This is a genomic window from Achromobacter aegrifaciens (genome assembly GCF_902859735.1).
Taxonomy (GTDB): domain Bacteria; phylum Pseudomonadota; class Gammaproteobacteria; order Burkholderiales; family Burkholderiaceae_B; genus Achromobacter; species Achromobacter aegrifaciens.
This window is the reverse complement of record NZ_CADIJY010000011.1, coordinates 49,927-74,266: the sequence shown is the minus strand read 5'-3', so window position 1 is coordinate 74,266 and position 24,340 is coordinate 49,927. Positions and strand designations below refer to the sequence as shown.

Genomic DNA, 24,340 nt, shown 5'->3' with positions numbered 1-24,340 from the left:
TCCAGTCAGCCGGCCTGCAGCGCGGCAAGCTCGGCGTCGTCGAAGCCGGCGGCGCGGCGCGCCTCCAGGTTGAAGGGACCGCGCAGCCGGGGCGCGTCATAGCGTTGCGCCAGTTCGGCATAACAGGACACGGGATCCTTGCCCGCCTGCGCGCACAGCTGCTTGTACCAATGATTACCGATGGCCACGTGGCCGATCTCGTCGGCCAGGATGATGTCGACGATGGCAGCGCTTTCCGCATCGCCCGCTCCCGCCAGCTTGGCACGGATCGCGGGGGAAGCATCCAGGCCGCGCGCCTCCAGCGTGCGCGGCACCAGCGCCAGGCGGGCCAGCAGATCGTCTTGCGTGCGCTGCGCCATGTCCCACAGCCCGTTGTGGGCGGGGAAGTCGCCATAGGCGTAGCCCATGGCGGCCAGACGCTGCCTGAGCAGATCGAAGTGATAGGCCTCTTCGCGCGCCACGCGCAGCCAGTCGCGGTAGAAGGCTGCCGGCATGCCGGCAAAGCGCCACATGATATCCAGAGCCAGGTTGATGGCATTGAATTCGATGTGCGCCAGCGCGTGCAGCAGCGCCGCGCGCCCTTCCTCGGTGGCCATGGAACGCTGCTTGACCTGGGCGGGGACCACCAGCTCAGGCCGCGCCGGGCGGCCCGGCAGTTCCGCCGTGGGCGTGTAGGCCTGCTCGCAGTCCAGCACCGTCTCATCCGACATGGCGCGCACTGCCGCCAGCTTGTCCTGCCAGGCCGTGGCGGCCAGGGCCGCCAGCGCCTGCCCACGCAGGCAATCCTGGCGATGCCCGGCCGCGTCGGGCGTCGTGTTGCTATCCATATGCTTCTCTGTGCCGGGCGGCCTCGCGCCCGCCCGAAATCCCTTGAAAGCGCCGTGGCCGCAGGCCTCGCGCATACACGGAGACTTTATCATTCACCCATGGATTCCCTGCGCCTGACCATAGAGACCGACCTGTCCCGCATCGACGCCCAGCAATGGGACGCGCTGGCGGGCGACCAGCCCTTTCTGCGCCATGCATTCCTGCGCGCGCTGCACGAGACCGGCTGCGCCGCGCCCCAGACCGGATGGGCGCCGCATTACCTGGCGCTGTGGCGCGACGATGCGCTGGCGGCTGCTGCGCCGCTCTACCTGAAATCCCATTCGCGCGGCGAATATGTATTCGACTACGCCTGGGCCGACGCCTTCCAGCGCCACGGGCTGCGCTACTACCCCAAGCTGCTGTCGGCCATTCCCTTCACGCCGGTCACCGGCCCCAGGTTGCTGGCCGGCAACGATGAGGATCGCGCCACGCTGGTGCGCGGGCTGGTCGCCTTCGCCGAAGAGATCAAGGTGTCTTCGCTGCACCTGCTGTTCCCCGCCGAGGCCGACATGCGCGCGCTGCGCGAGGCCGGCTTCATGATCCGCGAAAGCGTGCAGTTCCACTGGACCAATCCGGGCTACGCGGACTTCGACGCCTTTCTGGCCACGATGAGCCACGACAAGCGCAAGAAGATCCGCCAGGACCGCAAGAAGGTCGCGGCCGCCGGGCTGTCGTACCGCTGGCTGCGCGGGGCCGAGATCGGCGCGGTCGAGCTGGACTTCTTCTACGAATGCTATTGCCGCACCTACTTCAGCCATGGCAATCCACCCTACCTGAGCCACGAATTCTTCCGCCGCGCGTATCGCGAACAGGCCGGTGCCTTCGTGCTGATCCTGGCAGAGCGCGACGGCCGGCCGGTGGCGGCCGCGCTCAACCTGGCGGGCGGCGACGCGCTGTATGGGCGCTACTGGGGCGCGACCGAATACGTGCCGGGGCTGCACTTCGAGACCTGCTACATGCAGTCCATCGCCTATTGCATTGCCCACGGCATCGCGCGCTTCGAGGGCGGCGCGCAAGGCGAACACAAGATGGCGCGCGGGCTGCTGCCCACGCCCACCTGGTCGGCGCACTGGGTCGCGCACCCCGGCTTCGCGGACGCGATCCAAAACTTCCTGGACGAGGAAACCGCGGCGGTGACGGACTATCTGGGAGAACTGGAAACGCACTCCCCGTTCAAGCGGCCGCGGGAAGGCTGAGGGCTAGAGGAAGCGGTCCAGCAGCTTGCGGCTGTGCTTGTCCAGCAACTGGATGTCGCGCACCAGATAGAAGATGCCGTGGCTGTCGGCGATCAACAGGGTCTGCGGACTCAGGCGGCGGATGTCTTCTTCGCCGCGCAGCGTGAACGAGGTGGGGCCGCGGTCGGTATCGACCTGCCAGGTGCTGGGGGTGGCGAAAGTGGAGACGCTGGCCAGCTTGCGGATCTCGGGCATGAATTCCCGGCTTGCCAGTTCTTCCTCGATCAACTCGCGCTGCGGAGCCGGCACATCGGACAGGTGCTCGATCCAGAGCAGTTCGCGCCCGTCCACTGTCACGAGCGACAGGCCGCGGCCCGGTTCGCTGATGGGAAAGGCGCGCACGGGCAGCACGCCCTCGTGGTTCTGGCCATCGGCGGACTGGAACTCCAGGCGCCCGAAGGCATTGCGGCGCAGCTGAAAAGACGGCAAGGTCATGACGATAATTCCGGTTCCGCGTCAGGCCACGGCGGCCATGTCTTCGCTGCCCGACGCCTGCGCGTCGGCCTCGGCCTGGCGCGCCTGCGCCTGGTACAGGCGGTAGTAGGCGCCCTCGCGGGCCATCAGTTCTTCGTGCGGGCCCTGCTCCACGATCTGGCCGCGGTCCAGCACCACCAGGCGGTCCGCCTTGCGCAGCGTGCTCAGACGGTGGGCGATGGCGATTGTGGTGCGGCCACGCACCAGGTTGTCCAGCGCCTTCTGGATTTCCTTTTCGGTGGTGGTGTCCACCGACGAGGTGGCTTCGTCCAGAATCAGGATGCGCGGATCGATCAGCAGCGCGCGCGCGATCGAGATGCGCTGGCGTTCGCCGCCGGACAAGGCCTGGCCACGTTCGCCGACCAGCGAGTCGTAGCCGTGCGGCAGCCGCAGGATGAATTCATGCGCATGCGCGGCGCGCGCCGCAGCCACGATTTCGTCACGGGTGGCGTCCGGCTTGCCGTAGGCAATGTTCTCGGCGATGGTGCCGAAGAACAGGAACGGCTCCTGCAGCACCAACCCGATGTTGCGGCGGTAGTCCGCCACGCGCACCGAACGGATATCGGCGCCGTCCACCAGCACCGCCCCTTCGGATACGTCGTAGAAGCGGCAGATCAGGTTGATCAGCGTGCTCTTGCCCGAGCCGCTGTGGCCCACCAGGCCGATCATCTCGCCCGGCGCGATGTTCAGGTTCAAGCCGCGGATGACCTGGCGGTTGCCGTAGCGGAAGCCCACGTCGCGCAACTCGATGCGGCCGTTGATGTGCGGCAGCTTGGCGGGATTCTGCGGTTCCGGCACGCTGGAGACATGGTCCAGGATGTCGAAGATGCGCTTGGCGCCAGCCGCCGCTTTCTGCGTGACCGAGACGATGCGGCTCATCGAATCCAGACGCATGTAGAAGCGCCCGATATAGGCCAGGAAGGCGGCCAGCACGCCAACGGTGATCTGCTTCTGCGACACCTGCCAGATGCCGAAGATCCACACCACCAGCAGGCCCACTTCGGTCAGCAGCGTGACGGTGGGCGAGAACAGCGACCAGGTGGTGTTCACGCGGTCGTTGACTTCCAGGTTGCGGTTGTTGGCTTCGCGAAAGCGCGCGACTTCACGCTTTTCCTGCGCGAAAGCCTTGACCACGCGGATGCCCGGAATGGTGTCGGCCAGGACGTTCGTGATCTCCGACCAGATGCGATCGACCTTTTCGAAGCCATGGCGCAGGCGGTCGCGCACCGCGTGGATCATCCAGATGATGAACGGCAGCGGCACCAGCGTGACCAGCGCCAGCCACGGGTTGATGGACACCAGGATGACCGCGGTCATGCAGATCATCAGGATGTCGTTGGCGAAGTCCAGCAAGTGCAGCGACAGGAACACGCAGATGCGGTCGGTTTCGCTGCCGATGCGGGAAATCAGATCCCCGGTGCGCTTGCCGCCGAAATACTCCAGCGACAGCTGCTGCAGGTGCTCATAGGTGGTGGTGCGCAGGTCCGCGCCGATGCGCTCGCTGACCCAGGCCAGGATATAGGTCCGGGCCCAGCCCAGCCCCCAGGCCAGGAAAGCCGAGGCCAGCAGCCCGCCCAGATAGAGGCGGACCTTGTCGTAATCGATGGGCGCGCCGTTCTGGAACGGAATCAGCACGTCGTCCATCAGCGGCATGGTCAGGTACGGCGGCACCAGGGTGGCGGCGGTGCCCAGCAGGGTCAGCACGAAACCCGCCAGCAGCGGCCCGCGGTAAGGGCGGGCGAAACGCCACAGGCGCAGCAGCGCCCAAGTGGTGGATGGCGCTGCCTGTTCCTGGTTGCAGGTCGGGCATTCTTCCTCGCCCGCCGGGATGACGTTATTACAGACGGTGCAGGTGCGCTCCGCCAGATCCTCGTCCTGATGGCCGGACAAACGGATGGCCTGCTGCGTTTCGAACTGCGCCAGCAGCCGCAACGCGGCCGGATTGCGCGCCAGCGTGAAACGCCACGCGCCCAGGCGGGAGCCGTCGTCGTGCAATTCCAGCAGCGCGGCGCCAGCGTGGTCGGTGAGGCTTAGCTTTAATTGGGGGCCATATGCCCAGGATTCCCAGCGCGGTTCGTCGGGATGGCGCGCCAACAGCCGGCGGTCGGTGGCGGCGATAAGCCCCGGACGGAACTTCAGGCGCTGATCCAGGTCTATTTCAACCCAGGCCAACAAGGTTTCGCCGTCCGCCAGTTCGGCGCTGATTTCATCGCGCCAGCGGGCAGGAAAGGCTTCGGCAAGGCCGGAAAGCAGGTTTGGTTTTTTCATTGGTACGCATGCCGGGCCAGGACTCTGCCCTACTAGGCGGCAACCGGTTCGCAACCAGGACTGGCGGCAAACGTGTCCCTTCCTTACAACATAACGATTTCACGCCTTGAAGGCGTCGTATAGTAGCAGCCGATTTTTCTAATTAGGAATATCTGGGATCCCCCACTCGTTGGCATTATTCTAAAGGCGCAACCCCAATAAATTCGCGGTCTTGCATAGGGGCGTCCGCGCGTGCCAACCTGCTTCTCTCGTAAATTAAAACATGAAAAAGAAAGACATTGAATTTCTCGATGTCGTGGCTTTGCGCGGCCCGAACATTTGGACGTACCGTCCGGTACTCGAAGCGTGGGTGGATATCGGTGAACTGGAGGATTATCCCTCCAACACCATTCCCGGCTTTTACGAACGCCTGACCGAATGGCTGCCGACGCTGATCGAGCACCGCTGCAGTCCGGGAGTCCGGGGCGGTTTCCTGTCGCGCCTGAAAGAAGGCACCTGGCCCGGCCACATACTTGAACATGTCACCCTGGAACTGCAGAACCTGGCCGGCTTGCGCGGCGGTTTCGGCAAGGCCCGGGAAACCTCCACCCGCGGCGTCTACAAGGTCGTCGTGCGCGCCTGGCAGGAACAGGTCACCCGCACCGCCCTGAACGAAGCCCGCGACCTGGTCATGGCCGGCATCGAAGACCGCCCCTTCGACGTGCCCGCCGCCATCGCCAAGCTGCGCAGCCTGATCGACAAGCACTGTCTCGGCCCCAGCACCGCCTGCATCGTGGATGCCGCCGACGACCGCGACATTCCCTACATCCGCCTGTTCGAGGGCAACCTCGTGCAGTTCGGCTACGGCTCGGCCCAGCGCCGCATCTGGACTGCCGAGACCGACCGCACCAGCGCCATCGCCGAAGGCATTTCGCGCGACAAGGACCTGACCAAGGAACTGCTGTCGACCTGCGGCGTGCCCGTGCCCGAAGGCCGCCTCGTACGCAGCGAGGACGACGCCTGGGAAGCTGCCGAGGACATCGGCCTGCCGGTGGTCGTGAAGCCCTATGACGGCAACCACGGCCGCGGCGTGTTCACCAATCTGACGACGCGCGAGGAAGTGGTGTCGGCCTACCGCGTGGCCGTGGACGAAGGCAGCGGCGTCATCGTCGAACGCTTCGTGCTGGGCAACGAACACCGCCTGCTGGTCGTGGGGGACCGCATGGTGGCCGCCGCCGCCGGCGAACCGGCCTGGGTGACGGGCGACGGCAAGTCCACCATCACCGAACTCATCGACAGCCAGATCAATACCGACCCGCGCCGCGGCCGCACCGAGAACCACCCGCTGAACCCGGTGCGCCTCGATTCCGCCGCGCGGCTGGAAATCGCCCGCCAGGGCCTGTCGGAAGACAGCGTTCCGCCCGAAGGCCAGCGCGTGCTGGTGCAACGCAGCGGCAACGTCGCCTTCGACGTCACCGACCGTGTGCATCCCAGCATCGCCGCCACCGTGACCCTGGCCGCGCGCATCGTCGGCCTGGACATCGCCGGTGTGGACCTGGTGGCCGAGGACATCTCGCGCCCGCTGGAAGAACAGCGCGGCGCCATCGTCGAAGTCAACGCCGGCCCCGGCCTGCTGATGCACCTGAAGCCTGCCGACGGCACGCCGCGTCCGGTCGGCCGCGCCATCGTCGACCACCTGTTCCCTGAAGGCGATGCGGGCCGCATCCCCATCGTCGGCGTTACCGGCACCAACGGCAAAACCGTGGTGGCGCGCCTGGTGGCCCGCCTGCTGAGCCTGTCCGGCAAGCGCACCGGCCTGGCCTGCAGTGAAGGCCTGTACCTGGACCGCCGCCTGGTGCAAAAGGGCGACCGCGCCGATTTCGCTTCCGGTACGCGCCTGCTGATGAACCGAAACGTGGATGCTGCCGTCATCGAGAACGACAGCGGCGTGATCCTGGGCCAAGGCCTGGCCTACGACCGCTGCCAGGTTGGCGTGGTCACCAACATCGACGACGCCGACCACCTGGGCGACTTCGACATCAATGAAACGGAGCGCATGTTCAACGTGTTCCGCACGCAGGTGGACGTGGTGCTGCCCGGCGGCTCCACCGTGCTGAACGCGCGCGATCCGCGCGTGGTGGAAATGGCCGAGCTCTCCGACGGCGCCGTGATCTTCTTCGGCATCGATCCCGCCCTGCCCGCCATCGTCGCTCACCTGCAACAAGACGGCCGCGCCGTGTTCGTGCGCGACGGCGGCATCGTGCTGGCGCATGGCACCCGCGAGGAGCGCCTGGCCACGGTGGCCTCGATCCCGCTGACCCATGGCGGCCGCGTGGCCTTCCAGGTCGAGAACGTGCTGGCCGCGGTGGGCGCGGCCTGGGCGCTGGACATACCCGTGGAGCTGATCCGCGCCGGCATCGAGACCTTCGACATCGACCAGGCCGACGCTCCCTGGCAGTTCACGCTGTTCGAACGCAACGGCAGCACCGTGGTGGTCGACGACGTGCACAACGCCTCGGCGTTGCGCCCCCTGATCGCCGCCATCGACCAGTTCCCGTCGACCACGCGCGCCGCCGTCTACTCGGCCGGCGCCGACCGCCGCGACGCGGACCTGATCGAACAGGGCAAGCTGCTGGGCGACGCCTTCGACCGCGTGGTGCTCTACGACGACCTGACCGTGCGCAGCAAGCGTCCCGAAGGCGAGGCGCGCGCGCTGTTGCGCCAGGGCCTGGCGCAAGGCTCCCGCGTCAAGGACATCCAGGACGAACCCGACCACGGCAAGGCCATCCAGAGCCAGCTCGACGCCATCGCCGCAGGCGACTTCGTCCTGCTGCAGTCCGACGAAGCCTTCTCCGGCCCCACCATCGACCTGGTCCGCCGCTGGATTCAGCAATACTGACAATATCTGCGCGCGCCCTCGCACTAGCGGGGCGCGCGTGAGCTAGACAGGAATACCTGCCATGGAAGTTTCCCGTATCCGAGCACTGCGCGGCCCCAATCTGTGGAGCAAGAACACCGCGATCGAGGCCATCGTTTCCTGCGCCGACGCCGAATGCTCCATCGACAACCTGCCTGATTTCGAAGCGCGCCTGCGCGCGCGCCTGCCGCAGACCGGGCTGCTGCGTCCGGAAGGCCATCAGGGCGCGGTCTCCATCGCGCACGTGCTGCAGATCGTGGCCCTGACGATGCAGGCGCATGCCGGCTGCCCCGTCACGTTCGGCCGCACCGCCTCCACCATCGAGCCTGGCGTGTTCCAGGTGGTGGTCGAGTACAGCGAAGAAGAAGTCGGCAAGCTGGCGATGGAACTGGCGCAAGTGCTGGTGCGCGCCGCGCTGGACGACACCCCCTTCGATCTCGCCGACGCCTTGAAGCGCCTGCGCGAACTGGACGAAGACGTGCGCCTGGGGCCCAGCACCGGCTCCATCGTCAATGCCGCCACCGCCCGCAACATCCCCTACCGCCGCCTGACCCAGGGCAGCATGGTGCAGTTCGGCTGGGGCAGCAAGCAGCGCCGCATCCAGGCCGCCGAAACCGACCTGACCAGCGCCATCTCCGAGTCAATCGCGCAGGACAAGGACCTGACCAAGATGCTGCTGGACGCCGCCGGCGTGCCGGTGCCCATGGGCCGTTCAGTGACCACCGCCGAGGAAGCCTGGGCCGCCGCCGAGGAACTGGGCGGCCCGGTCGTGGTCAAGCCGCGCGACGGCAGCCAGGGCCGCGGCGTCGCCGTCAACATCGAATCCCGCGAGCGCGTGATCCAGGCCTTTGAAGTGGCCGAGGAAATCAGCTCCGAGGTCATCGTCGAGCGCTACATCCCCGGCCACGACTTCCGCCTGCTGGTGGTCGGCGGCGCACTGGTCGCGGCCTCGCGCCGCGACCCGCCGCAGGTCACGGGCGACGGGGTGCAGACCATCCGCCAACTGGTGGACCAGGTCAACGCCGACCCGCTGCGCGGCGACGGCCACGCGACCTCGCTGACCAAGATCCGCTTCGACGACATTGCCCTGGCGACTCTCAAGAAGCAGGGTTTCGAGGCCGACTCCGTGCCGCCGTCCGGCACCCTGATCTTCCTGCGCAACAACGCCAACCTGAGCACCGGCGGCTCGGCCACCGACGTGACCGACGAAGTGCATCCGGAAATGGCCGCGCGCGCGGTGTCGGCGGCCCGCATGATCGGGCTGGACATCTGCGGTGTGGACGTGGTCGCCGAAAGCGTGCTCTACCCGCTTGAAGACCAGAACGGCGGCGTGGTGGAAGTGAACGCCGCCCCCGGCCTGCGCATGCACTTGAATCCGTCCTTCGGCAAGGGCCGCGCCGTGGGCGAGGCCATCATCGCCAACATGTACGCGGACGGCGACGACGGCCGCATCCCGGTCGTGGCCGTGGCCGGCACCAACGGCAAGACCACCACCGTGCGCCTGACCGCCCACATCCTGGGCGTCGCCGGCAACCGCGTCGGCATGACGAATTCCGACGGCGTCTACGTCGACAACCTGCGCATCGACACCGGCGATTGCAGCGGCCCGCGCAGCGCCCGCAGCGTGCTCATGCACCCGGACGTCGACGCGGCCGTGTTCGAAACCGCGCGCGGCGGCATCCTGCGCGAAGGCCTGGCCTTCGACCGCTGCAACGTGGCCATCGTCACCAACATCGGCATGGGCGACCACCTGGGCCTGGGCTACATCAGCACGGTCGAGGACCTGGCCGTGGTCAAGCGCGTGATCGTGCAGCACGTGCACCCCAGCGGCACCGCGGTGCTGAACGCGGCCGATCCCATCGTGGCTGAAATGGCGGCGAGCTGCCCGGGTTCCATCACCTACTTCGCCGAAGACCGCAATCATCCCGTGCTGGCCACGCATCGCGCGCAAGGCCTGCGCTGCGTGTACCGCGACGGCGACTCCATCGTCACCGCGCAGGGCGGCGAAGAAACCCGCTACCCGCTGGCCGCCATTCCGCTCACGCGCAACGGCACGATCACCTTCCAGGTGGAAAACGCCATGGCGTCAATCGCCGCGGCCTGGGCGCTGGGTCTGGACACGGACATCATCCGCCGCGGCCTGGCCAGCTTCGTCAACGACGCCCAGACAGCGCCCGGACGCTTCAACGTGTTTGACTACCGCGGCGCCACGGTGATCGCCGACTACGGCCACAATCCCGATGCCATCCTGGCCCTGGTGCGCGCGGTGGACGCCATGCCGGCCAAGCGCCGTTCCGTGGTCATCAGCGGCGCGGGCGACCGGCGCGACGAAGACATCCGGATGCAGACCGAGATCCTCGGCGAAGCCTTCGACGACGTGCTGCTTTACCAGGACCAATGCCAGCGCGGCCGCGCCGACGGCGAAGTGTTGGCCCTGCTGCAACAAGGCCTGGCCAACGCCACGCGCAGCAAGCACGTCGAAGAGATCCACGGCGAGTTTCTCGCCATCGACACTGCGCTAGCGCGCCTGGGCGCAGGCGACCTGTGCCTGATCCTGGTCGACCAGGTCGAAGAGGCGCTGGATCACATCGCGCGCCGCATCGCGCAAGCCTGAGCCGTACGCGGTTCCTGAAGTGCAAACGGGGCGCCCAAGGGCGCCCCGTTTGCTTCGGCGCGCGCCGATCAGCTGCTGGACGACACCACAGGCGCAGCGGCCTGATAACGGTCCGTCACGTGCGTGCATCCGAGCGCGGCCATCGCGGTCAGCGTCAGCAAGATAGCGCGGCAAAGTCGTTGCGTCATGCGAGTTCCTCTTTCCATATTCTGTGGCCGAACCTGCTTGCGGGTTCCGCGGACACTATACCGGCGCGCGCGTCGGCAAGCCAAGCGCGCATGCCCGCATCCAGACTTGCAGATCCAGTTACCAGCCTCCCTCAAAAGGGGACAAGACATTGCCGGAATGTAACTGCGGCACCTAGTGCGCCTGCAATCTCCTCCCGCCGGAAACCAGGCCATTTTGCCGCCGCCAGGCCGTTACATTTGCCCACAGCCAGGTTTGACGGCCATGCCGCAGGCTCGTACGGTAAGTACATGGCCTGCACGGCAACTTCTTGAACCGGCAGGCCCTAGCTGATCAGTGTCCCACTCAACCGCGACAACCCGGTTTACAGGCCGCAAACCGGATGCCGCTAGCAACAGGAGAGGTCACCATGAACAACGACATCATCGCTGGCAAATGGAAGCAACTGACGGGCAAGGCCAAGGCCGCCTGGGGTGAGCTCACCGACGACGAGCTGACCCGCACCGAAGGCAACGCCGAACGTCTGGCGGGCCTGATCCAGGAGCGTTATGGCAAGACCAAGGAACAAGCTGAAAAAGAAGTCCGCGACTTCTTCGACCGCAATCCTTGATCCGATAAACCACCAGGAGAAGCTGACATGTTGCACTACGCCGTAGTTTTCTTCGTCATCGCCATCATCGCGGCTGTCCTGGGCTTCGGCGGCATCGCCGCCGGCGCTGCCGGCATCGCCAAGATCCTGTTCTTCGTCTTCCTGGTACTGGCGCTGCTGTCCATCCTCGGCGGCGCTTTCCGCAAAAAATAGAACTCGGACCCAAGACACCACACAATCCTCGCGTCCCGACGCGCTGAACCACTAACAAGGAGCATGACTATGGAATTCCGCAAGCTGATCGCCGCCGCTGCACTGGGCACGGGCGCCGTCTTCACTTCCATGGCTTTTGCCGCCGATGACGGCAAGCCGAAACAGTCCGTGGGTGAGTACGCGTCCGACGCCACCGTGACCACCAAGGTCAAGGCTGCCATCGTGGCCGACAAGCAGCTGAGCGCGCTGGACATCGCCGTGGAGACCAATGCGGGCGTCACCAAGCTGACGGGTACCGTCGGCACCGCAGCCGAAGCCGATCATGCCGCCACCGTGGCGCGCGGCGTCGAAGGCGTCAAGCAGGTGATGAACAACATCAAGGTCGACCCGGCCAAGAACAAGAAGTAAGCCCGACCGGGCCGCTTCGGCCCGGTCTTGAAAACAAGGCGGCGCCTGTGTCCGACACAGGCGCCGCCTTGCTTTTGCGCCGCGTCCCGCGCGGCGGTCCTGATCAGACGTCCACTACGCCCCGGCCTATCTCCAGGGCGCGTCCGCCCACCTGGATCCGGCCATCGGCCTGGACGTCCAGCAACAACCGGCAGGGCCTGCCCATCTGGTCGCCCTGCTCCACCAGGATGCTGGCGGGCAAGGGTCGCTTTTGATGCAAAAGCCAGCCGCCCAGATTGGCGCAGGCCGAACCCGTGCCGGCGTCTTCGTTCACGCCGCCGCCCGCCTTGGCGTAGAAATAGCGCGCGACCACCACCTGGCGCCCATCCTGCTGGCGGCTGTCGTCGAAAGCGTAGGCATACATGACCTTGCGGCCCAGGCTGTTGGCCTGCCAACGGTCCAGCCGCGAGGCATCGGGCGCAACGCGGCGTACCGCGTCCACGCTGGCCAGCGGCACCAGCAGTTGATCGGCGCCGGTGTCCAGCCAGATCGGATCGTCCAGCAGATCGCTCGCATCCAGACCCAGCAGGCTGGCGATTTCGCCTCGCTCCAGCTCGGGCGCGGCGGTGCGCACGCCATCCGGGCACGGCGCGGTAAAGGTCCAGGCATCGCCGCGCGCCGTCACCGGCACCACGCCGGCAGCGAACTCCAGGGTCAATGCATCGCCCGTCTGCCGCAAGTCACGCACGACCTGCGAGGTGCCTATGGTGGGATGGCCCGCGAACTTCATCTCGAAGCCCGGCGTGAAGATGCGCACGCGCGCTGCCGCCTTGTCGGAGGGCAGGATGAAGGTCGTTTCGGACAGATTGAATTGCGCCGCCAGATTCAGCATGGTGACGTCGTCCATGCCGCGCGCGTCTTCGAACACGCAGAGCTGGTTGCCGCTGAAGGTGGAGGAAGCGAAAACGTTGAGCAGGCGGAAAGCGTAGGTGGCCATGGCGGTAGCGATAGTTGAAAACATTGCGCCGGCTTGAGCCGGCGCGTTCCCTACTTTATCGCAAGCCTCGGGCCCGGACTACCAGACCGCGAAGAACAACACCCATGCCAGGCAGAACGGCGCCAGGCCGGCTGCCAGCACCAGCCAGGCCAGCCCCTTGCGCCAACCGCTTGCCGCGCGCGGCTTGAGCAGGCGCGCATACAGGCGCAGCGTCCACAGCACCGCCAGGCTTAGCAGCGTGAACCGCACCGGCGCGGCCCAGGCGGCCTGCATCCCTTCGTGCTTGAGCAGATTTACGGTGGTGGCCGACAGGCCCAGGAACACGCCGATGCCGGCGGAAGGAATCAGGGCCTGCGCCAGTTTGTGCAGGCCAGGACGGCCCCAGCGCGTCGCGGGTTCGCCTTCCACCGGCGCGGCGGGCGCCAGGCGGTCGGCGATCCACAACGACAGGAAGGAAGCGCCGCCGACACAGATCGTGGCGCCGACGACGAACATCAGGATGCCGGCGCCGTCCAGCCACGAGAAGCTGTCGTTCACTTCCGGGTAATGCGTCAGGATGAACCAGGGCGCGTTGTCCAGCAGCGGCCACATGATGTCGTGTTCGACCAGCCAGGTCGCGGCCCATTGCTTGGCGGTCACGTACCAGGGGCTGGCGCTCCAGAGGAAGGCGCCGATCGCGATGCCCATCAGGCCGAAGCACAGCAGCGCCGTCTGCCATGGATCGCCATGGGTGACATGCACGATTTCTTCTTCGGGCGAACGCGGCGTCAGCTCGATCGCACCGCGATAGCCGCTGCAGCGTCCGCAGACATGGCAGTCGCCCGCGCCCTTCATGTGGCGCAGCGGTACCAGCGGCGCACAGTTGATGGGCTCGATGCGGATGACAGGATGACGCCACTTCTCTTCGTCGACCTTGAAGTGCCAGGGAGCCAGCTTGGCCAACAGGTTGAAGACGCCGTTGACCGGGCACAGGTACTTGCACCACACGCGCTTACTGCGGCCGTAGCGCCAGCCGACGATCATGGCCGCCACCGTGGACCCGCCCAACACCGCCAGCACCGCCAGCGGATATTGGTAGACGCTGACCAGTTGACCGTAGACGGTCGTCAACGCGAACGCGACGAAAGGCCAGCCGCCCCAACGCATCCATTTCGGAATCGCATGGCCCTGGCCGCGCTCGCTGGCCCATTCGGTCAGCATGCCCTCGGGACAGAGCCAGCCGCACCAGGCCCGGCCCAGGATGGGCATGGAAATCAGCACGAACGGCCACCACACGCCCCAGAACGCGAACTGAGCGACGATGGTCAGATTGTTGAAGACCGAGGCCGCGTTGTCCGGCAAGGGCAGGATCGCGGGCACGATCAAAAGGAACGCGTATATCGCAACAATGCCCCACTGCAGCTTGCGCAACAGCGGGGCATGGTCACGGAGAAAGTCGGCGATACGGGAGGTCGCCCTCCCGAGTGCAGCTGCCATGGTCAAACCTTCAAATATTCAGTCCGGCAACAGTCGGTTCAGGTGGCGCTGCGGGCGGCGGTGGCAGCGCCTGCCGGCTTGCTCCCCACCCAGCGCAGCAGCGCCCACACAATGATCCAGTAAGCCACCCACAACAGCACCGAGATCAACGCAGGCAGCGCGCGGTAGCCGGCGAAGTCGGCCAGGACCTTGCCCACGCCGGTGCTGTCGCTCAAGAGCCACGAGCTGTCCCAGACCGGATCCACGATGGTCGGCAGCACGTCCAGCGAAATCAGGTGATCCAGGCCGCCCACCAGCAGCGAGCCGGCCAACAGCAGCAACAGGATTTCGGTCACGCGGAAGAAGCGGCGCCAGGTGATGAGCTTGCCGCCCAATTGCAACAGCCAGAACGTCAGCAACGCCACCACAAAACCGGCCACGCCAGCCAGCGCCAGCATCAGCATGTCGCTGCCGCCCTCGCCCGCCGACACGGTGCCGTACAGGAACACCACGGTTTCGCTGCCTTCGCGCGCCACGGCAATGGCCACCAGCACGAACAGGCCCCACCAGTTGTCGCTGGCGACGGAAGCGCGGGCTCCGCCTTCGAGTTCGCCCTTGAGCGTGCGGCCGTGCTTCTTCATCCACACGACCATCTGCACCACCAGCGCGCACGCGGCCAGCGACATGATGGCCTGGAACCATTCCTGGCCTTCGTCGCTGAGCCAGGAGGAGACGCCCAGCAGCACCAGCGCCAGTGCCACGGCCAGCGCCAGGCCTGCCGCTACGCCACCCCACAGGTAGTTCAGGCCGCGTTTGCCCTCCGGCGTGGAGCGCAGCCAGGTGTAGAGTATGCCCACCACCAGCATGGCTTCGACGCTTTCACGCCAGACGATAAAGAGGACCTGTTCCATATATTGCTACCGCTTATTCCTTGGGTTTGACGACCAAGGTGCCTTTCACGCTCTGGTGAAAGTCATCAAAAAATGGATACTCGCCGGGGCGGGAAATGGTGATCACCACGAAAGACTTCACACCCGGCCCCAGGACTTTTTCCTTGCGCAGCGGAATGCTTTCGAATTCCACCGGCTCGTTGCTCTCGTTGATGAGCTCGATCTTGAAGCGGCCCGCCGGCACTTCCAGCGTGGCGGGCTCGAACGTACCGTTCGGCTTGAAGGTCAGCGTGAACGTGGGTAGTTCGTCAGCCTGCGCGGGCGCCCCGCCGGCCAGGCCGGCCAGGCCGATCAGCAATGCGGCGGCAACGCGAAGCAGGCTGCGCACGATCAGTAACCGCCCTTCTTGCCGGTGCCGGCGTAGACGAATTCATATTCGAGGTCGAAGGGCTCGAACCACGGCCCCACGCCGGTTTCCTTGTCGACGTGACGGCCGAAGTGACTCATCTTGTCCGCGGTCGGCGGCAGGATGGAGTACTTCAGCTTGTACTTGCCCGGACCTTCCAGCTTGACGTTCTCGCCGTAGTGCGGACCGTCGTTGGCGACCATCGGCATGAAGGTGCCCTTCTGCACGTTCTGGCTGCCGACCTTCTGGATTTCGTACTTCACGACCAGGTAAGGCACCCACTCGCCTTCGGGGAAGCCCGTCTTGTTGCCGGCGGTGGCGTGAATGTCGGCCTCAAGGTGCACATCCGAATCCTTGGCCGGGCGCATCATGCCCGGGGGGTCCATTTCGATCGGCTGCAGATACACCGCGCCGATTTCCATGCCGCCCTTTTCCACCGGTTTGCCGATGGGGTATTCGGCCGCGTTCGCGGCGGAAACGCTCAGGGCGACAATGGCCAGGGCCAAGGCTTTCTTGATCATGTGCATAATCCTTGAGACACAAATGAGACGACGGCTCCTAAAATACAAACAAGAACCGTTTTCATTAATGTAACCAAATCAACTGACAGAACCCTGAACCTCGGATCAGGAAAATCTGCGGATCATTGCGTTTGATCAAGCGGCGAAAAAGGCCCTGACCTTTTTTCAGAGCCCGAGAAACTTGAACGGCGCCGCGGGCTGGAAGTCGCGCGTGGCGTCGCCCGCAAACGTGTGGCGCTGATCCGGCCCCAGGTCCAGCTTCAGCACCTTGCCGGTTTCCGGACTGAAGTCCAGGGCCTTCAGGTCCACCCAGAACGTGTTGGGCGTCAGGGCCGATTCGAAGAAGTACAGCTTGCGCTGGTGGTCGAAGACTGTGCGCCAGCGGGTGGACGAGAGATTGGGTTGTCCGGGCGTGCTGATGCCATAGGGTACGGAGACGTTGCGTATCACGCTGAAGACGCTGGCCAGCGCCTTGTTGGGATCGGGATCCTTGGGGATGGCGTTGATGTAGAACGATGCGCGCACGAAACGGTCGGCTGCGCGGTTGGTGCCCGGCAGCATGGTGGTGCCGCCGATCTGCTGCCAGTAGGCATCGAGCGCAAGCTGCTGCTCGAACTGAGGCGAGTTGGTCATCACCTGGTAGTCGCGGCTATGGTGGATCACCTGGCGTCCGCCGATGTATTCGATGATGGCGCTGTCGCCGCTGGCGTCCGAGATCGACAGGTGCAGCGTCGTCAGGCGGTCCTCGCCCGGCACGTTGTCCGAGACGATGGTGTAGGGTTCCTGCTCCAGCGCCGCCACGGCCTCCTTGACGGTGGCGTAGTTGTCCAGCACGTATTGCGCCCACGCCGCGATGGTCAGGCCGGGCTTGCTCTTCGCATCGAATTGCGGGTACTGCGATTCGGCCAGCCACAGCAGATTGGCGCTCAGGCCCGCCTCGTTCACGCCATCGGTGGTGGAGACGTCATAGCCGGACGTGACCACGCTGCCGTAGCGCGAAGTCCAGCGCAGGGAGTTCGGGCCGGCCTCGCCGCTGCGCGCCATGCCGCGCGGCAATACCCACAGGTTGCTGGTGATGTCGTTCTTCCAGTCCATGGAGCGTGCGGTAACCACCTGCTGGTTGGCGCCATGGAAGACCACGCGTGTGCAAGCCCAAGCGGCGGGCGACGCGGACATGGCCGTCAAGCCTGCCAGTGCCGCGCAGGCCAGGCGGGAAAACGCCTTGTTCAGTCTCATGCTTGCTCTCCGAGGTATCTGTGCTTGCTTGCCGCGCGAGCAGAACCTGCACGCGGTGATGAAAAAACACCCCAAGAACCAGATCTCTGTCCGGCTTTTGGGGTGCTGATCGATGAGGCCGCGCCAGGCACGGCCCCGCCATTACTTGCGGCCGGGACCTTGCGTGCCGCCAGGCGTGAACGGGAAGGTCGAGAACATGGCGCGGGTCTGATCCTGCATCTGGTCCTGCATCTGCACGAACAGATTCTTGCTCTGGTCGATGTAGTTGTTCATCATGTTCTGCAGCATGGGCGTCTGCACGTTCATGAACTGGGCCCAGGCCTCGGGGCCGAACTGGCTGCCGTACAGGCCCTTGGATTGCTCCGCCATGCGCTGCTGGATTTCCATGAAGGCCTGGATGTTCTTTTCCAGGTAGGAACCCATGATGCCCTGCATGGCATGGCCATAGAAACGGATGATCTGCGACAGCATGTTCGAGGAGAACATGGGCATGCCGCCGCTTTCCTCTTCAAGGATGATCTGCAGCAGGATGCTGCGCGTCAGGTCTTCGCTGCTCTTGGCATCGACGACCTGGAATTCTTCGTTTGCCAGGACCAGTTGCTTGACATCTGCCAGGGTGATGTAGGTGCTGGTCCGGGTGTCGTACAGGCGACGGTTGGGGTACTTTTTAATCAGGCGCAGGCTGGCGCCGGTTTGTGCTTGCGTCATGGTTGTCCCCGGATCGGGCGATCTCTAAGGCTTCGGATAGGGTTAGTGTAATCCGGAGGGCCCTCTCCCCGAGGCCCTCCGGCGCCGACGGGCCGCCCGCTGGCGGCCCGCGATGGGTCAGCCCATGTGCAGGCCGCCATTGAGCGAGAAGTCCGCGCCCGTCGAAAAGCCGGACTCGTCCGAGGCCAACCACGACGTCATGGACGCGATTTCTTCCGGCGTGCCAAGGCGGCGCACCGGGATGGTGGCGACGATCTTTTCCAGCACGTCGGGACGGATGGCGCGGACCATGTCGGTGCCGATGTAGCCGGGCGAAATCGTGTTGACGGTGACGCCCTTGCTGGCGACTTCCTGGGCCAACGCCATGGTGAAGCCATGGATGCCGGCCTTGGCGGTCGAATAGTTCGTCTGGCCGAACTGGCCTTTCTGCCCGTTCACCGAGCTGATGTTGATGATGCGCCCCCACTGGCGTTCGACCATGCCGTCGATCACCTGTTTGGTCACATTGAACAAGCTGTTCAGGTTGGTGTCGATGACCGCGCGCCAATCGTCCGCGCTCATCTTGCGGAACAGGCCATCGCGGGTGATGCCCGCGTTGTTGACCAGCACGTCGACCGGGCCCAGCTCCTTCGTGACCCGTTCGAAGGCTTCTACCGTGGAGTCCCAATCGGACACGTTGCCCACGGACGCGTAGAACGTGTAGCCCTGCGCTGCCTGCTCATCCAGCCACTGCTGGTAGTTGCGGCTAGGGCCGCAACCTGCCACCACGCGAAAGCCATCCTTGGCCAAGCGCTGGCAAATAGAGGTGCCGATACCGCCCATCCCGCCTGTAACGTAAGCCAGTTTTCCGCTCATTGGACTTCCTCCTGTGTGCGACGGACGCCTCGTTGATTAACCTTCTTCTCGTCTGGGCCTAACCGCTGGTCGCGGCTTCAGGCTGCCCGGACTTTCACATATCTGCCAGGCGCCGGCTCTATCGGCCGGTACTTGGCATTGCCCAATTTTTCACGCGCCTTGACCTGCTTGCCGGAATGGCCCGACAGCCAGCCGGCCCAATCGGGCCACCAGCTGCCCGGCGTCTCGACCGCTTGCGCGAACCAGGTGTTCGGGTCGCCAGGCAGATGATGGCCTGACTGTTCAAGCTTGTCAGCCGCCCAGTAGCTGCGGCGCTTCTTCGCCGGAGGGTTCACCACGCCGGCGATGTGGCCGGACGCCCCCAGCACGAAGCGCTGCGGTCCGCGCAGCACCTGGGTCGACGCATACGCCGAAACCCAGGGCACGATATGGTCCTCGCGTGACCCGAAGATGTACGCAGGCATTTCCAGGCGCGTCAGGTCCAGCGGCAGGCCCGCGGCCTGCGCGCGGCCCGGCACCTTGAGGTTGTTCTCCAGATAGGTATTGCGGAAATACCAGGAGAAGAACGGGCCGGGCAGATTGGTGCTGTCGCCATTCCAGAACAGCAGGTCGAACGCGGGCGGCTTCTGGCCTTTCAGGTAGTTGCCGACCACATAGTTCCAGACCAGCTCGTTGGGCCGCAGGAACGAGAACGTGGTGGCGAGATCGCGCCCGGGCATCAGTCCGCCCTGCCCCAACTGGTGGTCGCGCAGCAGCGCGTGCGCTTCGTCGACGAAGACGTTGAGGATGCCGGTATCGTGGAAATCCAGCAGCGAGGTCAACAGGGTCAGCGACGCGACCGGATGCTCGCCGCGCGCCTCGGCCAGGGCCAGCGCGGAAGCCAGCATCGTGCCGCCCACGCAGAAGCCCAGCGCATTGACCTGCGGCTGTTTGGTGATGTCGCTGGCCACGCGCAGCGCCTGCAGCACCGCGTCGTCCAGATAATCGGACCAAGTCGCGCGGTCCACGCCATCGGTGTCGCTGGACACCGGATTGCGCCAGGAAATCAGGAATACCGTATAGCCCTGGTCCACCGCGTGCCGCACGAAGGAATTTTCGGGCTGCAGGTCCAGGATGTAGAACTTGTTGATGTTCGGCGGAACGATGACCAGCGGCCGTTCGTGCACGGTGGCGGTCGACGGCGCGTACTGGATGAGCTGGAACAACCGGTTTTCAAACACCACTTCGCCCGGCGTCACGGCGACGTTGCGGCCGATCTCGAACTGCGATTCGTCGGTCTGCGTGATGCGGCCTTTCTTGACGTCCCCCAGCAGATTGGCCAGCCCTTCGTTGAGCGCGCGTCCGGCGCTTTCGACGATGGATTGCTGGGCATCCGGGTTCAACGCCAGGAAGTTCGACGGCGACAGCGCGTCGACCCATTGCATGATGGAAAAGCGCAGGCGATCGCGCATGGGCTCGCTGACCTGGGCCGCGTCGACCATGCGCGACATGGCGCGGGCCGACAGCAGATAGGTATGCGCCAGCAGCAGGTGCGAATGATTGGAGGCCCAGGCATCACCCGAAAAACGGCGGTCTGGCGGCGGCGCAAGCGCGCCACGGCGGGCGTCATCGCAAAGGCGCTGCCACTCGCGGGAGAATTCGGCCTGAATGTCGGCCAGGACTTCCGGTGCCACGCTCACCGGAATGGGCCCTGCGGAGAGATTGGCATTCACTTCGACACCTTGTTATCGAAACTACGCGATTGATGTTGCATTCCGGGTCCGGGACTGTCAATGCGGGTATACAAGGAGGCCTGACAGGGTATGACGCAAGGCCGGCTGCGGGCCTTGCGCCAGATCAAACCGGGCCTAGCCAGGCCAGCAAAGCCATGCGTCCGGTTTCGCCGTCGCGGCGGTACGAAAAGAACCGGTCCGCCCCGGCCACCGTGCACATCCCGCTCAAGGACACTTCTTGTACTCCGGCGCGGCGCAGGCGGAAATCAGCCAATCCGGCGAGGTCGGCCAGCCATTTTCCGGAAATGCCCGGCCGCGGCGTGAAGTAGCGCAGGGTTGCCGGATCGTCCTTGGTGAACGCGTCCAGTACGTCCTGCCCGACCTCGAACGCCTGCGGGCCGATGCCGGGGCCGACCCAGGCGCGCCAGCCCGAGGCCTGCGGCGCCTTGGCGCGCATGGCCGCGAGCGTGTTCTCCAGCACGCCGCCCGACAGGCCGCGCCAGCCGGCATGCGCCGCGCCCAGCACCGTGCCTTGCGCATCGGCGATGACCACGGGCAGGCAATCGGCAACCATCACGGCCAGCACGCGGCCGGGCTGCGCCGTGACGCTGGCGTCGACCGCCGGCTCGTCCGGCAGGTCGGCCTGATCGGCATCCACCACTACGCTGCCATGGACCTGACGCAGCCACAGGGGTTCGGCCGGCAGCGCAGCGCGCACGCGGCGCCGGTTCTCAGTCACCGTGTCCGGATCGTCCCCGGCGCGGCGGCCCAGATTCAAGGTGTCGTGCGGCGCGACGCCCACGCCCCCTGCCCGGGTCGTGCAGAAGTAGTTCACGCCCGGCCATTGCGGGCCCGTCACCACCGGCAAGCCTGCCACTACGCGTTCCATGCAATCTCTTCCTGGACCAAGCTCATGTCGGGAGGCACGGCCGCGGTGAAGTCGACTTCGCCGCGACCGCCCGGATCTTCGAAATGCAGCGCGCGCGCATGCAGCATCTGCCGCTGCGCGCCCGCAATGTTCTTGCCGCCGTAGATGGTATCGGCCAGCAGCGGATGCCCCAGGCTGGCCATGTGCACGCGGATCTGATGGGTGCGGCCGGTTTCCAGGCGGCACACCACTTCGGTGACGCGGCCGCCGGGATCCGCCTCGCCGCGGCGGGCGGGCATGTAATGGGTGATGGCGGGCTTGGGCGCCACCGGGCGCTCCACGCTCATGCGGACCGGCACGCGCGCATCGCGGCCGATGGGACGATCGACCTTGCCGGCCGCGGCCAGCCAGCCGTGGACCAGCGCCACGTACTCGCGGCCCATGCTGCGCGCCTGCAATTGGCGCACCAGGTGGGTCTGGGCGGTTTCGTTGCGCGCCACGACCATCAGGCCGGAGGTGTCCTTGTCCAGGCGGTGCACGATGCCGGCGCGCGCCACCTGCGCCAGTTCGGGATAGCGGTACAGCAGGCCATTGAGCAGCGTGCCGCTCCAGTTGCCGGCGCCAGGATGCGTCACCAGGCCGGCGGGCTTGTTCACCACGATCCAGTCGGGGCTTTCGGCCACGACCGCGAACTCCACGGGTTCGGGCGCGAAGGCCAGGGTTTCGGGCGCGGGCTGGGGCCAGACGGTGAGTTCGTCGTCGGGTCCGACCGTCTGGCGGATCTTGCCGGGCTTGCCGTTCACGTGGACGTTGCCGGCCTCGATCCAGCCCTGCAGCCGGCTGCGGGAATGCTCGGGCATCAGCCCCGCGAGCACCTTGTCCAACCGGTCGGCGCGCGTGCCGGAAGGCACTGTTACAAATTGCGGTTCCCCCTGCGGGTTTTCTTCGGAAATACCCAGGAGTTCGTCGTCGGAAACGAGATCCGCGCCGGAGGCTGTATCAGACATGGAGACAAATCATATAATCAGCCTTGCATGCTAACACCAAGGATACGATTCTCGTGATTCACCACTCCGCAGCTCCCTCGAATCCCGCCTCCCGAAGCGGGCCGGTCTTGCGCGTGGTTATCGCGCTGCTCGCCGTGATGGTCATCGCCGGTTGCGGCTCGAGCAACAGCAAGTACGACAAGACCACCAACTGGAGCGCCGAACAGCTCTACGCAGACGCCAAGGCGGAAATGGCCTCGGGCGGCTGGAAAGAAGCGCGCGAACGCCTGACCGCGATCGAAAGCCGCTACCCCTTCGGCGTCTACGCCCAGCAAGCCCTGCTTGAGCTTGCCTACGTCAACTGGAAGGACGGCGAAAACGAGCAGGCCCTGGCCGCCATCGACCGCTTCCAGCAGCTCTACCCCAATCACCCCGGCACCGACTACGCCCTTTACCTGAAGGGCCTGATCAACTTCACCCCGGCCAGCGCCTTCATGAGCAGCATCACCGGCCAGGATCCCGCCGAGCGCGATCCCAAGGGCCTGCGCGCGTCCTACGACGCGTTCAACGAGCTGATCAAGCGCTACCCGGACAGCAAGTACACGGTGGATGCCGAGAAGCGCGTCGCCTGGCTGGTCAACACCATCGCCATGAACGAAGTGCACGTCGCCCGCTACTACTACGAGCGCGGCGCCTACGTGGCCGCGGCCAACCGTGCGCAGACCGTCATCACCGACTTCGAAGGCGCCCCCGCCACCGAGGAAGCGCTCTATCTGATGGTCGAGTCCTACGACAAGCTCGGCCTGACCGAACTGAAGAACGACTCGCAGCGCGTATACGACAAGAACTTCCCCAACAGCGAATTCAAGACCAAGGGCCTGAAGGCCGACAAGAGCTGGTGGAACCCGTTCAACTGACGTAACGCCCGCCGCACCAAGCAAAGCCCCTGCCACGTAGGGGCTTTTTCATGCCGGCGCGCCGCGCCGCAGCGCTTGCGGCGGCTGCCCGTAGATGCGGATGAAGGCGCGGCGCATGCGCTCCGTATCGCCGAAGCCCACCCGGCGCGCGATGGCATCCATGCCGGCCTCGCCTTCCTCGACCAGTTCACGCGCAGCCTCGGCGCGCACGCGCTCCACGGCCTTGGCCGGGGTCTGCCCGGTTTCCAGCTTGAACTGGCGGCAGAACTGGCGCGGACTCAGGCAGGCCACGCCGGCCAGGCGCTCGATGTCCAGGACTTCGTCCAGGTGCTGGCCCACATGGGCCAGCACCTCGCGCATGCGTCCGCTGGCTGGCGCCAGGTCCTGCAATGCAGAGAACTGCGACTGCCCTCCCGTGCGCCGGTGATAGACCACCATCTCGCGGGCGGTGGCGCGGGCGACCGCCTCGCCGTGGTCCGCCTGCACCATGGCCAGCGCCAGGTCGATGCCGGCCGTGATGCCCGCCGAGGTCCAGACCGCGCGGTCCTCGACGTAGATGCGGTCCGCTTCCACCGCAAGCGCGGGATGGCGCTGCTGCAGTTCGGCGGCATGACGCCAGTGGGTGGTCACGCGGCGCCCTTGCAGGATGCCGGCCTGCGCCAGCACGAACGCGCCGGTGCAGACGCTGGCCACGCGCCGGCCGCGCGCATGCGCGGCGCGCAGATAGGCCAGCATGGCCGGGGCCGCCTGGGGTTCGCGCGCGCCCTGGCCGCCCGGCACCAGCACGGTGTCGGCGCGCAGACCGCGCCAGGGCCGCGTCAGCACGGGCACGCCGGCCGAACAGCGGACCAGGCCGCCTTCGGCCGACGCCACGGCCACTTCGTAGGCGCCCGGCACCAGTTCGGCAGCGATCTGGAAGACCGACAGCGGGCCTGCCATGTCGAGCAGCTGGAAGTTGGGTACGGGCAGGATGCAGACGCGATGGGTCATGGCATGAAATGAGGGAAAATAGTCATTCTTGCCATAGTTTCCGGCGCTAGAGTGGGGCCTGTCAATCCTC

Annotated in this window: 22 protein-coding genes; 7 read left to right on the top strand and 15 right to left on the bottom strand. The window is 65.8% G+C overall.

The genetic code is table 11. From position 1 onward, the window contains the following. Positions 1-5: 5 nt before the first annotated feature. Positions 6-827, bottom strand: coding sequence for a ferritin-like domain-containing protein (locus HV766_RS23765; protein WP_054450827.1), 822 nt, complete (start codon positions 825-827; stop codon positions 6-8). Between the two features lie 99 nt (positions 828-926). Between HV766_RS23765 and HV766_RS23760 the strand changes: the two genes are divergently transcribed. Next, positions 927-2,063, top strand: a complete 1,137-nt coding sequence (locus HV766_RS23760; protein WP_175181952.1) for a GNAT family N-acetyltransferase — start codon at positions 927-929, stop codon at positions 2,061-2,063. 3 nt (positions 2,064-2,066) lie between these two features. Here the strand turns inward: HV766_RS23760 and HV766_RS23755 are convergent, their stop codons facing one another. After that, positions 2,067-2,537: a cyanophycin metabolism-associated DUF1854 family protein gene (locus HV766_RS23755; RefSeq protein ID WP_175181951.1), complete on the bottom strand. Its 471-nt coding sequence runs from the start codon at positions 2,535-2,537 to the stop codon at positions 2,067-2,069. Between the two features lie 21 nt (positions 2,538-2,558). Beyond that, positions 2,559-4,844: a cyanophycin metabolism-associated ABC transporter gene (locus tag HV766_RS23750; protein ID WP_054450820.1), complete on the bottom strand. Its 2,286-nt coding sequence runs from the start codon at positions 4,842-4,844 to the stop codon at positions 2,559-2,561. 262 nt (positions 4,845-5,106) lie between these two features. Between HV766_RS23750 and cphA (HV766_RS23745) the strand changes: the two genes are divergently transcribed. The 5 genes from cphA (HV766_RS23745) to HV766_RS23725 all read left to right on the top strand — a co-directional run bounded on the left by cphA (HV766_RS23745) (position 5,107) and on the right by HV766_RS23725 (position 11,750). Further along, positions 5,107-7,722: a cyanophycin synthetase gene (cphA, locus tag HV766_RS23745; protein ID WP_054450818.1), complete on the top strand. Its 2,616-nt coding sequence runs from the start codon at positions 5,107-5,109 to the stop codon at positions 7,720-7,722. Positions 7,723-7,783: 61 nt separating this feature from the next. Further along, a complete protein-coding gene (cphA, locus tag HV766_RS23740) occupies positions 7,784-10,354 on the top strand; it encodes a cyanophycin synthetase (protein ID WP_175164107.1) in 2,571 nt (856 codons plus the stop codon). Between the two features lie 595 nt (positions 10,355-10,949). After that, positions 10,950-11,150, top strand: a complete 201-nt coding sequence (locus HV766_RS23735) for a CsbD family protein (RefSeq protein WP_006389412.1) — start codon at positions 10,950-10,952, stop codon at positions 11,148-11,150. Positions 11,151-11,177: 27 nt separating this feature from the next. Beyond that, on the top strand, positions 11,178-11,342 hold the full coding sequence (locus HV766_RS23730) for a DUF1328 domain-containing protein (protein WP_006389411.1): 165 nt from the start codon (positions 11,178-11,180) through the stop codon (positions 11,340-11,342). Between the two features lie 69 nt (positions 11,343-11,411). Then, positions 11,412-11,750: a BON domain-containing protein gene (locus HV766_RS23725; protein ID WP_013392352.1), complete on the top strand. Its 339-nt coding sequence runs from the start codon at positions 11,412-11,414 to the stop codon at positions 11,748-11,750. A gap of 103 nt (positions 11,751-11,853) precedes the next feature. On the opposite strand, the gene HV766_RS23720 is transcribed toward HV766_RS23725, so the two are convergent. The 11 genes from HV766_RS23720 to HV766_RS23670 form a co-directional block, all read right to left on the bottom strand. Then, entirely contained in the window at positions 11,854-12,726 is an 873-nt protein-coding gene (locus tag HV766_RS23720; protein WP_175181950.1) for a PhzF family phenazine biosynthesis protein, read from the bottom strand. A gap of 78 nt (positions 12,727-12,804) precedes the next feature. Then, the gene (locus HV766_RS23715) at positions 12,805-14,202 is read right to left on the bottom strand and encodes a 4Fe-4S binding protein (RefSeq protein WP_175164111.1); all 1,398 of its coding nucleotides are present in this window, start codon (positions 14,200-14,202) and stop codon (positions 12,805-12,807) included. A gap of 38 nt (positions 14,203-14,240) precedes the next feature. Continuing rightward, complete coding sequence (locus tag HV766_RS23710) at positions 14,241-15,092, bottom strand: FTR1 family iron permease (protein ID WP_054450811.1); 852 nt, start codon at positions 15,090-15,092, stop codon at positions 14,241-14,243. Between the two features lie 13 nt (positions 15,093-15,105). After that, positions 15,106-15,459 carry a cupredoxin domain-containing protein gene (locus HV766_RS23705; protein ID WP_054450809.1) on the bottom strand — a complete coding sequence of 118 codons (354 nt, stop codon included), beginning with the start codon at positions 15,457-15,459 and terminating at the stop codon, positions 15,106-15,108. A gap of 2 nt (positions 15,460-15,461) precedes the next feature. Next, positions 15,462-15,998: an iron transporter gene (locus HV766_RS23700; protein ID WP_013392347.1), complete on the bottom strand. Its 537-nt coding sequence runs from the start codon at positions 15,996-15,998 to the stop codon at positions 15,462-15,464. Between the two features lie 165 nt (positions 15,999-16,163). Further along, on the bottom strand, positions 16,164-17,174 hold the full coding sequence (locus HV766_RS23695) for a linear amide C-N hydrolase (protein WP_415823444.1): 1,011 nt from the start codon (positions 17,172-17,174) through the stop codon (positions 16,164-16,166). A gap of 201 nt (positions 17,175-17,375) precedes the next feature. After that, the gene (gene phaR / locus HV766_RS23690; RefSeq protein ID WP_042792481.1) at positions 17,376-17,942 is read right to left on the bottom strand and encodes a polyhydroxyalkanoate synthesis repressor PhaR; all 567 of its coding nucleotides are present in this window, start codon (positions 17,940-17,942) and stop codon (positions 17,376-17,378) included. Between the two features lie 117 nt (positions 17,943-18,059). Beyond that, positions 18,060-18,797 (bottom strand): acetoacetyl-CoA reductase, encoded by a 738-nt coding sequence (gene phbB, locus HV766_RS23685; RefSeq protein WP_054450805.1) that lies wholly within the window; start codon positions 18,795-18,797, stop codon positions 18,060-18,062. A gap of 77 nt (positions 18,798-18,874) precedes the next feature. Next, positions 18,875-20,509, bottom strand: coding sequence for a class I poly(R)-hydroxyalkanoic acid synthase (gene phaC / locus HV766_RS23680; RefSeq protein WP_054450803.1), 1,635 nt, complete (start codon positions 20,507-20,509; stop codon positions 18,875-18,877). A gap of 124 nt (positions 20,510-20,633) precedes the next feature. Further along, entirely contained in the window at positions 20,634-21,398 is a 765-nt protein-coding gene (pgeF, locus tag HV766_RS23675; protein ID WP_054450801.1) for a peptidoglycan editing factor PgeF, read from the bottom strand. Continuing rightward, positions 21,386-22,384 (bottom strand): RluA family pseudouridine synthase, encoded by a 999-nt coding sequence (locus HV766_RS23670; RefSeq protein ID WP_054450799.1) that lies wholly within the window; start codon positions 22,382-22,384, stop codon positions 21,386-21,388. Before HV766_RS23670 ends, pgeF begins: the two co-directional genes overlap by 13 nt. 137 nt (positions 22,385-22,521) lie before the next feature. Here HV766_RS23670 and HV766_RS23665 point away from each other — a divergent pair, with 137 nt between their 5' ends. Next, on the top strand, positions 22,522-23,280 hold the full coding sequence (locus HV766_RS23665) for an outer membrane protein assembly factor BamD (protein WP_233564578.1): 759 nt from the start codon (positions 22,522-22,524) through the stop codon (positions 23,278-23,280). A 48-nt stretch (positions 23,281-23,328) separates the two neighbouring features. Here HV766_RS23665 and HV766_RS23660 read toward each other — a convergent pair whose 3' ends face one another. Continuing rightward, entirely contained in the window at positions 23,329-24,270 is a 942-nt protein-coding gene (locus HV766_RS23660; RefSeq protein WP_054450795.1) for a GlxA family transcriptional regulator, read from the bottom strand. Positions 24,271-24,340: the final 70 nt, after the last annotated feature.